This is a genomic window from Ruegeria sp. CK2 (assembly GCF_056536585.1).
Genome location: NZ_JBQFPW010000015.1, coordinates 129,779 through 140,663, shown reverse-complemented (window position 1 = coordinate 140,663; position 10,885 = coordinate 129,779). Strand labels below are relative to the sequence as shown.

The window sequence follows — 10,885 nt, the reverse complement described above, 5'->3', positions numbered from 1 at the left end:
CTGCGGTCAGCGTGGTCTTGCCGTGGTCAACGTGGCCAATCGTTCCAATGTTGACGTGCGGCTTATTACGCTCAAACTTTTCCTTTGCCATTCCTCAGGCGCCCTTTTGCGATTTGGGGGACCCGTGGTCCCGTAAGTTACATCTGCGCGCGCGAGATATTTGGTTCACAGGGGAAAATCAAGCACATCTGAGTGAAAAGCCGCAGCTCATGCCGGATTTTGCGCGACCTCGGCAGAATCCAGCGGCTGGATCGGGTCCGGGCGCTTGTCAAACCAGCCATTTTCCAGATGTTCTTCGGCCAACCACTCTTCGATAGCGTCAGCAACTTTCAACGAAAGTCCGCTCAACTGCTCTTCTTTGGTTCTGACCCTGCCTGATCCGATAAGAGCGGTTTCTTTAGTAGTGTCCTCCAGAACAGTGAACTGTTTTTCTTTGGCCAAGAATTTTTTCGTGTCGTAGTCGTAGACGTTCACAAGAACGATCGCAGCACTTCTTGGATTATAAATAACGATTCCCGGCGGACCTAACATGTAGCCTTCAAGGCTAATACCGACAATGTAACTTTGTGACCCCTCATACCTTCCTAAACGCAGGTCAATGGCCTGTTCTAAAGCGTCGGTCCATTCTTGTGAAGTAGCATCACGCGAAATCGGACCTTGCTTGGCCTTGTCTGCGAAGGAAACAATTTTGACGAGACGGAACTCACCCAGCGATTCAGGCTCTTCATAAACCTGCGTCTGGGTACATGCACCCATCAGGGCAAATGCGGTAATCAGAGTCAGAATGCGCAACATTTTCTCTTCTCGATAGGCCTGTTTTTATTGGGTGTAGCCCACTGATACGGTTTGTGCCAAGCCGTATCGGCGGAAATACACGTCTTCTGAAACACGATCAGGTGAATTTATAGTCTCGCGGGAACCCATACGGTGCCTTTTTCCCGACACTTGCACGTTTGGCCAGCCATGGGCTCAAGTCCGCTTCGTGCCGCGTTTTGTCTCCGCCCATGGACCATCTCAGGCCGTCTTCCCAGCTAAAGGTTGTCAGGTCAGACAGGCCGCCATCCAATTCCAGCGTGCCCTGACGTCCGCGTGCCATATTGTACTTTTGCAAGCGCACGCCTTTGCCACGGGTCATCTCGGGCAGATCCTCGATCGGGAAGACCAGAAACTTTCCGTTCTCCGAAACGACCGCCACATGGTCACCATCGACGGGCTTGCAGATCATGGCTGTTTCACTGTCTTTGACATTCAGCACCTGCTTGCCGTTGCGGGTCTGGGCGAGGACGTCATCCTCGGGCACCATGAACCCGTTGCCAGCATCCGAGGCAACCAGCAGCTTGCGCCCGGGCTTGTGGATCATGATGTCAATGATCTGCGCTTCATTTGGCAGATCGACCATCAGGCGCAGTGGTTCGCCCATACCCCGACCGCCGGGCAGGTTGGCGGCGCTGATAGTGTAGAACCGCCCGTTCGAGGCGAACACCAGCAGGCGGTCCGTCGTTTCGGCGTGGAATATGAACCGCGGGCCGTCGCCATCTTTGAACTTCAGTTCGCGGGTCAGGTCTATGTGGCCCGTCATGGCACGAATCCAGCCCATCTGAGAACAGACAACTGTGATCGGCTCCCGATCGATCATCGCCTCAAGCGGCACCTCTTCAACCTCGCCCGCTTCGGCAAATCGGGTGCGGCGGGCACCGCCTTCGTAGTCTTTGCCGAAGGTCTTTTTGGTTTCTTTCAATTGCTCGGCGATCTTGGCCCATTGCAGGGTGTCATCGGCCAACAGATCTTCGAGATTGGCCCGTTCTTCCATCAACGCGTCGCGCTCGCGGATCAACTCCATCTCTTCCAGACGACGCAGGCTGCGCAGGCGCATGTTGAGAATCGCGTCGACCTGAACCTCGGACAACTCCCCCTCGCCCAGCGCGGGAGAAACATAGTCGGCCTCGTTGGTGGCACGGACGTGGCCGATACCCCAGTTCTCACGCATCAACGCGTCTTTGGGGTCGTCGTCGTAACGGATGATATCGATCACACGGTCCAGATTCAGGAAGGCGACGATAAAGCCTTCCAACACTTCCAGCCGATGATCGATCTTGGCCATCCGGTGACGGGACCGACGCAGCAATACTTCTTGCCGGTGATCAAGGAAGGCGCGTAGCACTTCCTTCATCGAGCAGACCTTCGGCGTTACGCCGTCGATCAACACGTTCATGTTCAGGCTGAACCGCACCTCTAGATCCGAGTTGCGATAGAGCATGCCCATCAGCACCTCGGGGTCGACGTTCTTGGAACGCGGTTCAATGATCAGACGAATGTCATCAGCGGATTCGTCGCGGACGTCGGCGAGGATCGGAATTTTCTTGGTCTGGATCAGTTCCGCGATCTTTTCGATCAGCTTGGACTTCTGAACCTGATAAGGGATCTCGGTGACGATGATCTGCCACTGACCACGACCAAGATCTTCGACCTCATACTTACAACGCAGGCGGAACGAGCCGCGCCCGGTGCGATAAGCTTGTGCGATGTTTTCGGGTGGTTCGACGATGATACCGCCAGTCGGGAAATCCGGACCGGGAACATAGTTCAGCAAAGTATCGTCACGGGCATCGGGCACTTTGATCAGATGCAGACAAGCGTCACACAGTTCGGCAATATTGTGTGGCGGGATATTAGTGGCCATGCCAACCGCAATTCCGCTGGAGCCATTGGCCAGCAGGTTCGGGAATTGCGCGGGCAAAACAACCGGCTCGGTCAGCGTACCATCATAGTTGTCACGAAAATCGACGGCATCCTCGTTCAGACCCTCAAGCAAGGCCTCGGCCACGATGGTCATCCGTGCTTCGGTATAGCGCGAGGCCGCCGGATTATCGCCGTCGATATTGCCGAAGTTCCCTTGCCCATCAACCAGTGGGTAGCGAACGTTAAAATCCTGCGCAAGACGTGCCATGGCATCGTAGATCGCCGCGTCCCCGTGCGGGTGATAGTTACCCATAACATCGCCCGAAATTTTGGCTGATTTGCGGAATCCACCTGCCGCGCTGAGTCGCAATTCGCGCATCGCATAGAGGATTCGCCGGTGAACCGGTTTCAGGCCATCCCGTGCATCGGGCAACGCGCGGTGCATAATCGTGGACAGCGCATAGGTCAGATACCGTTCGCCAATTGCTCGGCGCAGCGGTTCAGCCACCTCACCCCCATTGTCGGGGGCCTCCATGTTGGGGTCGTCGATCGTGTCATTCATAGATGATGTGATACGACGCTAGGCCGCCTGGGTAAAGCAAGCAGCGCACATTTTGCTGGGGACAAGTCGCGCTTTTTGCAACAGGGGGAGGCAAGTTCCAGATTTCCCCGGTTTTTCGACTCGGCTATCAAAATATGGTAAGATTTCATCAATTGAATGGCTGCTTTTTTTTGATGTTACGATTGCCTCTGGGGGAGCGACATGACGCGCCTTATACTTGTTACCTTTGCCATGCTTGGCTGGACCTTTTACGTGATGAGCGGTGGTCCCGATTTTGAACCACGCGGAATACGCACAGCCCAACCTGATCGGGTTGCATCGGTGTCCATAGCGGCTCCGAAAAAAGTCGTTGCAGCGCCTGTTGATGAGTTGGTGACACGGACCGCATTGAAAACGACCGACATAATCCCTCCGCTTCTCGAACCTGAACCTGCTTTAAACGAGACTGAGACCAAGGCTTTGCTCTCACAGGTCGCTGCAGGTTTGAAAGCCAATCCTTCCTTGTTCAACGATGAGAATGTCACTCTGACGCTGGCGTCTTTGGAGGAGGGCGTGAGTGCAATGCAGCAGGTCGCAACGGATGCCGACCCCCAAACGCCTGCATTGCCGGAACTGGTTGAGGTGACGAAAGACATCCGCGAGGTTTCGGGGACACGGGTGAACATGCGCGACGGACCGGGAACAATTTATCCAATCATCGGCAAAGCCAGAATCGGCCAGCAGGTCGAGGTTCTTGGTGAATCGGGCACTGGCTGGTTGCGGCTTCGCGTGTTGCCCGGGCAACAGGTTGGATGGATTTCCGCCTCACTCATCAGAAAAACCGCGAACTAACGTCTGGGTGTCATTGCCCTGCGCCAAACCTCGCCATAGCTTTTGGCAAGGATGACGCTCGGGGAAAACATGCAGAAATCGATTCTAATTACTGGCTGCTCGTCTGGTATCGGTCTTGACGCAGCACACGGCATGCGTGCACGAGGTTGGCGTGTGTTTGCGTCCTGTCGCCAACAGCGCGATTGTGATCGGTTGCGGGCCCAAGGGTTCGAAAGCCCCAGAATCGACTACACGGACGCCGACAGCATTTCCTCAGGTTTTTCAGAAGTTCTCGCTGCGACGGGGGGGACTTTGGACGCTCTCTTCAACAACGGAGCACATGGATTGCCCGGCGCAGTCGAGGACGTGCCGACCGAGGGGCTAAGGTATATTTTTGAATCCAATGTCTTTGGTTGGCACGAACTGACACGTCAGGTCATTCCCGTCATGCGGGCACAGGGATATGGGCGCATCGTGCAGTGCTCATCGGTTCTGGGGTTGGTGGCCTTTCCCTGGCGAGGTGCTTATGTCGCCACCAAATACGCTATCGAAGGCCTGACCGATACCATGCGGCTGGAACTGCGCGACACCGGCATCAAAGTTGTCCTAATCGAACCTGGTCCGATCACGTCGAAACTTCGGGAAAAGGCAATTCCACTGTTCGAAAAGTTCATCGATTGGGAAAACTCGGCCCTGAAGGCAAAATACGAAACCTCGTTGCTCAATCGTTTGTATAAAGACTCGGGTCCGGATAGGTTCGAACTCCCCGCTGCGGCCGTCACCGACAAGCTGGCCCATGCCGTCGAAGCGCGAAATCCTAAATCCCGCTACTACGTAACAACCCCGACCTATATCGCCGGGTATTTACGCCGAATCCTACCCACCAAAGCCATCGACCGCATCCTTTCGGACGTCTGAGACGATTTTACCAGTTCGCTTTTTGACGGCGTGACGCTAGATGAGGCGCAATGTAACAAAAAACGCGGACGGTGACTTGTTATGGACCTATTGATGGTCGTTTTGCTACTGGCCATGGCAGCGGTTGTTGTCGTGTTGACCATGGGCATCGCGAATTTCGGCAAAAGCGGAATGGAAGCCGCAAAGAAAAGCAACAAGATGATGCGGCTGCGTATCCTCTTTCAATTCATTGCCGTAGTTCTGATCATGCTCTTCGTCTATCTGCGCGGACAAGGGGGCTAGCAAATGGTCGTTCTCAACAAGATTTACACGCGAACCGGCGATGACGGCAAAACAGCCCTGGGTAACGGTGAGCGGGTTGCGAAGTATTCCGGTCGTGTCGCCGGTTACGGCACTGTGGATGAGCTGAACGCCTTTGTCGGCGTGGCGCGTTCCGAAGCAGACGGAGATGTCGAAGCAGCGCTCTCACTTATACAAAACGACCTGTTCGACCTTGGCGCGGATCTGTGCCGTCCTGACATGGACAAGGATGCAGAGGCTGACTATCCGCCGCTCCGCATCGCTCCGGCACAGATCGACCGGCTGGAATCTGAAATCGACGTCATGAACGAAGTGCTAGAACCACTCCGCAGCTTCATTTTGCCGGGCGGCTCGCGCCTGGCCGCCCATTTGCATGTGTGCCGAACTGTATCACGTCGGGCTGAACGGTTGGTTGTGGAATTGTCTAATATGGAGCCGGTCAATCCAGTGGCGGTCAAATACCTCAACCGCCTGAGTGACTGGTTCTTTGTGGCCGCACGGTGCGCCAATGAAAACGGGACCGCAGATGTCTTGTGGGTGCCCGGAGCAAACCGCTGACGCAGGTATTGCGCTCAAAGGACATGATTGCCCAATCGATTGAAATGACCCGGTGTCAAAAACCACAAAACGCGACGTCTCAAAGCTATGACGTGACGATTTTGCTCTGTTGTGAACGCTGCAGAAACGCTATTGAGACCGGCGAGAGCATTGGTGGAGTCGCTCCGCGGCTTACCGTTTTTTGAGGAGAAAGCGCTAAAATGAAGGTACTCGTGCCTGTCAAACGCGTGATTGACTATAATGTGAAGGTTCGCGTCAAAGCGGACGGTAGCGGTGTTGATCTCGCCAATGTCAAAATGTCGATGAACCCATTCGACGAGATTGCAGTTGAAGAAGCGATCCGACTGAAAGAAGCGGGCAAGGCCGACGAGGTTGTTGCTGTTTCGATCGGCGTAAAGCAATCGCAGGAAACGCTGCGCACGGCGCTGGCCATGGGCGCAGACCGCGCCATTCTGGTGATTGCCGCTGACGACGTCCATCAGGATATTGAGCCTTTGGCCGTTGCCAAAATCCTCGCCAAAGTGGTCGAGGAAGAGCAGCCGGGCATCGTTCTGGCGGGCAAGCAGGCGATCGACAACGACATGAACGCCACCGGTCAGATGCTGTCGGCCCTGCTGGGTTGGTCGCAAGGCACCTTCGCGTCCGAGTTGGACATCGAAGGCGACAGCGCCAAGATTACCCGTGAAGTTGACGGCGGCCTGCAGACCATCAGCGTCAAGATGCCAACCATCGTAACGGTTGACCTGCGTCTGAACGAGCCGCGCTATGCGTCGCTGCCGAACATCATGAAGGCGAAGAAAAAGCCGCTGGATGAGAAAACCGCTGCCGATTGCGGCGTCGATGTCACGCCGCGTCTGGAAGTCGTCAAGACCGAAGAACCGCCGGCACGCGCCGCAGGTATCATCGTGGGCTCGGTCGATGAGCTGGTCGGGAAACTCAAAGAAGCGGGGGCTGTGTAATGGCTGTTCTTCTTCTCGCAGAGGTTAACAATGGCGAACTGGCGATGGACGCCACCGCCAAGGCCGTCAACGCTGCACAGGCATTGGGCGATGTGACTGTACTGGCCGCAGGCGGTTCCGCGTCCGCAGCCGGCGAGGCCGCTGCCAAGATCGATGGCGTGTCCAAGGTTCTGGTGGCCGAAGATGCGTCGCTGGGCCACCGCTTGGCGGAATCAACCGCAGCGCTGATCGTAGGTCTGGCTGACGGTTATGAACACATCGTCGCCCCTGCCACCACCGATGCCAAAAACGTCATGCCGCGCGTTGCCGCGTTGCTGGACGTGATGATCGTCTCGGATGCCTCCGGCGTGGTTGACGGCTCGACTTTCGAGCGTCCGATCTATGCGGGCAACGCAATCCAGACCGTGAAGTCAAACGACGCCAAGAAAGTCATCACCATCCGGACCGCAAGCTTTGACGCTGCTGGCGAAGGTGGCTCGGCTGCGGTTGAGACCATCTCGGTTGGCGACGACCCCGGACTTTCCGAATGGGTCGAGGATAAGGTTGCTGAAAGCGACCGCCCCGAACTGACCTCGGCTGGCGTGGTTGTCTCGGGCGGTCGTGGTGTCGGCTCGGAAGATGACTTCAAACTGATCGAAACGCTGGCCGACAAGCTTGGCGCCGCTGTTGGTGCCTCACGCGCGGCGGTCGACTCGGGCTATGCGCCGAACGACTGGCAGGTGGGTCAGACCGGTAAAGTGGTCGCCCCTGACCTGTATGTCGCCGTCGGCATCTCGGGCGCAATCCAGCACCTTGCTGGTATGAAGGACTCGAAAGTTATCGTCGCGATCAACAAAGACGAAGAAGCACCGATCTTCCAGGTTGCCGATTTCGGACTAGTTGCAGACCTGTTCCAGGCCGTGCCAGAGCTGACAGAAAAGCTCGGCTAAGCCAAAGCGTCGAACTGAATTTGAAGGGCCCGCCGATTGGCGGGCCTTTTTCAATTCAGATCCAGCAACACTGGCAGCACCGCATCGGCAATCGCCCTATGGCCAGAAGGACCGATCATGTGCGCTGCCATCGGCACTTGCAACGTGCCGAACAGCATATCTTCAAGCTCATCCGACTCTCCTGCCACACATACAGCTCGCTGGATGACACCGGCACAGTTAGGTCTAAGCTGATCTATCATTGCGTCCTCCACCGGTATCATTTCTTGTTCGTGCGTGTGATCACGCTGTACCCGCAGGCACAGCAGCGCGACCGGAGGTACGATGCGCCCCAGCAGCGACTGAAGGTTCCGAACCCATCCCGCGCGCAACTCCTGTGCTATTAAATCAAACCGAGCGTCTGATTTCGCGTGTAGCTTTCCTAACAGGTGGCGCACAAAATGAACTTCGGTGAAGTCCTCCTCAGGGTACAGGTCTACCAGATCCTGCATCGGTTCAAGAAATCGATCGTTTCGACGGGAATGAACACGATAAAACCGGTTCGATTGATAAGAAACGCAAGGCGCTTGCAGCACACAAAGCTGAGACCGGTTGATCAGATCCAACAACCCCTGATCCCGCGACATCGCCTCGACCCCGCAAAACAGACTGCCAAAGTTTGCACATGTCTCACCAAGTCTCGCCTCCAGCACGGCTGGGAACGGGGTTTCCACAAAACGCCCGAAGGTTTCATCCCCGCCCACGCATGCCACATATGGCTTGGCCAGCGCAGACGCCGGACCCCGGAACCAACGCTTTGATCCAGCGTATTGACACACTGCATCTTCGTGCCCGCAAGGACCCGCCTGATGATAGCTCATATCGCTCACCCAAATATTCACCCGATTGCCATATTGCTGTCTCAGGTATTGAGAAATTCCTAATGTGCGCATTTGAAGCAAATTCCGCAGGCCTGATGCCCTTGCCGCCTGCCCCGATCTGCCGATAGTGTCGCCGTAACGCGCAGGGCAAAGGCAGCTGAACATGGAAGTGAAATCGGTCGGAGTGATTGGCGCAGGCCAAATGGGCAACGGGATCGCCCATGTCTTGGCGCTGGCGGAATACGACGTTCTGCTGAACGATGTCAGCCAGGACGCGCTGGACAGCGCCATTGCCACCATCGAGGGCAATCTGGCGCGTCAGGCGTCGCGCGGCAAGATCTCTGACGACGCCATGCAAGCGGCCCTAAAGCGGATCAACACAACGCTAGAGCTGCCACAACTGGGTCAAACCGATCTGGTGATCGAGGCGGCCACCGAACGTGAGGCAATCAAGCAGGCGATATTCGAAGATATCCAGCCGCATCTCCTGCCACATACGATTTTGACGTCGAATACCTCGTCTATTTCAATCACACGCCTTGCCAGCCGCACAGACCGACCCGAGCGTTTCATGGGATTTCATTTCATGAACCCCGTCCCCGTCATGCAACTGGTCGAGCTGATCCGCGGTATTGCGACAGATGAAGAGACGTTTAAAGCCTGCAAAACCGTTGTGGATCGACTTGGCAAAACGGCCGCAAGTGCCGAAGACTTTCCCGCCTTCATCGTAAACCGCATCTTGATGCCGATGATCAACGAAGCGGTCTACACGCTTTATGAAGGCGTCGGAAACGTGCAGTCGATCGATCAATCGATGAAACTCGGCGCAAATCATCCTATGGGGCCACTAGAGCTGGCTGACTTCATTGGCCTGGACACCTGTCTGGCGATCATGAACGTCCTGCACGAAGGTCTGGCGGATACCAAATATCGACCGTGCCCGCTTTTGACCAAGTATGTCGAGGCAGGGTGGCTTGGACGCAAGACCGAACGAGGGTTCTACGACTATCGCGGCGAGCATCCTGTTCCGACGCGCTAGCATAAAGGAAACACCGTCAGCGCGGCATTTGCATCAAGACTGAGGTGGGGGTTAGGGCTTAAGCGACTTGCCCAGAGACAAAGTGTGCTGCCTGAGCCATGTCATAAAGCCGCGAGGATCGCGCTCCAGCAACTCCATGTCGCTGTCCGCAACAGGCTCTCCGATGACCGGCGATTGCGGCTTGTTGCACGAGCGCACGATTTCGTGCAGCAACAGGCCCTGTCTCAGGATGGGGGACACGCGGTTTGCGATCTGATACCAGCGAGAGTTTCTGCCGGGGAAGAAAATCGGAACCACCTGCGCGCCGGATCGTCGGATCATCTTGGCCGTAAAGACATTCCATTCCTGCTCGATCGCCGGGCCAAACCAGTCTTCCGAAGACATCACCACCCCAGACGGAAACAGCGCCACAACGCCCCCCTGTTTCAGGTGTTCCATCGCCTTGCTGCGCATTTCCAGCATCTTTGCCTGCGCTTCAGGGTCATGTGGAAACGGGACCGGGATCATGAATGACGTTGCGGCTTCGTCCAGCCCGGTCAGAACCGAACGGGTCAAAATTCGGTAATCGTTGCGAACCTGTCCGATCAATTCCGCCAGGATCATTCCGTCGACCATCCCATGCGGGTGATTGGCTACAACAACAACAGGTCCTGCCTTCGGGATGCGGGCAATTTGTTCCTGCGGCGTGGTCAGGTCGATGCCCATGATCTTAAGCGCACCGCCCCAGAACCTTTGGCCCCGATAGTATTCGTTCTTCTTCTCGAACTTATTGACCATTCGCAGAATGGTCAGCTTGCCGGTGCACCACTCGATGGCCCGAATGGCTGTTGAAGTCCAGACATCGTCGAACGAGTTCGCATAGGTCAGAGTCCTACGATCGTAGATCTCACCCTGATCTGCGGTCCCATCCACCACCGGGCTTGTCTTGGTCTCGTGCGTTGTTTCCGCCAATTCCTGGTCTTCCCGTTCTTCCTGTCCCAACGGGGCGGCTTAGAACCCCTCTCCGAACTTGTCGCTCACGAGGGTCTCCAGAGCTTCCGCCAATGCCTCAGCATCCGGTCCGGACGTCTCGACGTCAATAGTGGTTCCGCGCGATGCTGCCAACATCAAAAGGCCCATGATGCTGTCGCCGGATGCAGAAAGTCCGCCTTTCGACACCTCGGCATGCGCGTCAAAACCCTCGACCACTTCGACCAACTTGGCCGAGGCACGCGCGTGCAGGCCTTTTTCGTTTACAATTTTCAAGCTTCGGTTGGTCATTTCAGTGAATC

Annotated in this window: 13 protein-coding genes; 7 read left to right on the top strand and 6 right to left on the bottom strand. The window is 56.1% G+C overall.

Features of this window, described 5'->3' with window-relative positions:
* From ACR0BU_RS19990 to parC, 3 genes are all read right to left on the bottom strand, one after another.
* Positions 1–91 (bottom strand): GTP-binding protein (locus ACR0BU_RS19990; RefSeq protein ID WP_036223564.1); only part of this gene is annotated, 91 nt, incomplete at its 3' end.
* Positions 92–207: 116 nt separating this feature from the next.
* Entirely contained in the window at positions 208–795 is a 588-nt protein-coding gene (locus ACR0BU_RS19985; protein WP_480738696.1) for a hypothetical protein, read from the bottom strand.
* Between the two features lie 97 nt (positions 796–892).
* Positions 893–3,241 carry a DNA topoisomerase IV subunit A gene (gene parC / locus ACR0BU_RS19980; RefSeq protein ID WP_480738694.1) on the bottom strand — a complete coding sequence of 783 codons (2,349 nt, stop codon included), beginning with the start codon at positions 3,239–3,241 and terminating at the stop codon, positions 893–895.
* A 201-nt stretch (positions 3,242–3,442) separates the two neighbouring features.
* Between parC and ACR0BU_RS19975 the strand changes: the two genes are divergently transcribed.
* The 6 genes from ACR0BU_RS19975 (at position 3,443) to ACR0BU_RS19950 (ending at position 7,715) form a co-directional block, all read left to right on the top strand.
* Entirely contained in the window at positions 3,443–4,072 is a 630-nt protein-coding gene (locus ACR0BU_RS19975; protein WP_480738693.1) for an SH3 domain-containing protein, read from the top strand.
* Positions 4,073–4,141: 69 nt separating this feature from the next.
* Entirely contained in the window at positions 4,142–4,969 is an 828-nt protein-coding gene (locus ACR0BU_RS19970; RefSeq protein WP_299083453.1) for an SDR family NAD(P)-dependent oxidoreductase, read from the top strand.
* 81 nt (positions 4,970–5,050) lie between these two features.
* Positions 5,051–5,251 (top strand): twin transmembrane helix small protein, encoded by a 201-nt coding sequence (locus tag ACR0BU_RS19965; protein WP_298937060.1) that lies wholly within the window; start codon positions 5,051–5,053, stop codon positions 5,249–5,251.
* 3 nt (positions 5,252–5,254) lie between these two features.
* Positions 5,255–5,827: a cob(I)yrinic acid a,c-diamide adenosyltransferase gene (locus ACR0BU_RS19960; RefSeq protein WP_298937061.1), complete on the top strand. Its 573-nt coding sequence runs from the start codon at positions 5,255–5,257 to the stop codon at positions 5,825–5,827.
* 200 nt (positions 5,828–6,027) lie between these two features.
* A complete protein-coding gene (locus ACR0BU_RS19955; RefSeq protein WP_480738691.1) occupies positions 6,028–6,786 on the top strand; it encodes an electron transfer flavoprotein subunit beta/FixA family protein in 759 nt (252 codons plus the stop codon).
* A complete protein-coding gene (locus ACR0BU_RS19950; RefSeq protein ID WP_480738690.1) occupies positions 6,786–7,715 on the top strand; it encodes an electron transfer flavoprotein subunit alpha/FixB family protein in 930 nt (309 codons plus the stop codon). Before ACR0BU_RS19955 ends, ACR0BU_RS19950 begins: the two co-directional genes overlap by 1 nt.
* A gap of 50 nt (positions 7,716–7,765) precedes the next feature.
* Here the strand turns inward: ACR0BU_RS19950 and ACR0BU_RS19945 are convergent, their stop codons facing one another.
* On the bottom strand, positions 7,766–8,575 hold the full coding sequence (locus ACR0BU_RS19945) for a DUF6473 family protein (protein WP_480738688.1): 810 nt from the start codon (positions 8,573–8,575) through the stop codon (positions 7,766–7,768).
* Positions 8,576–8,738: 163 nt separating this feature from the next.
* Between ACR0BU_RS19945 and ACR0BU_RS19940 the strand changes: the two genes are divergently transcribed.
* The gene (locus ACR0BU_RS19940) at positions 8,739–9,614 is read left to right on the top strand and encodes a 3-hydroxybutyryl-CoA dehydrogenase (protein ID WP_298937065.1); all 876 of its coding nucleotides are present in this window, start codon (positions 8,739–8,741) and stop codon (positions 9,612–9,614) included.
* 51 nt (positions 9,615–9,665) lie between these two features.
* On the opposite strand, the gene ACR0BU_RS19935 is transcribed toward ACR0BU_RS19940, so the two are convergent.
* Positions 9,666–10,565 carry a lysophospholipid acyltransferase family protein gene (locus ACR0BU_RS19935; protein ID WP_298937066.1) on the bottom strand — a complete coding sequence of 300 codons (900 nt, stop codon included), beginning with the start codon at positions 10,563–10,565 and terminating at the stop codon, positions 9,666–9,668.
* Between the two features lie 39 nt (positions 10,566–10,604).
* A complete protein-coding gene (locus ACR0BU_RS19930; protein ID WP_298937067.1) occupies positions 10,605–10,874 on the bottom strand; it encodes an HPr family phosphocarrier protein in 270 nt (89 codons plus the stop codon).
* Between the last annotated feature and the right edge of the window lie 11 nt (positions 10,875–10,885).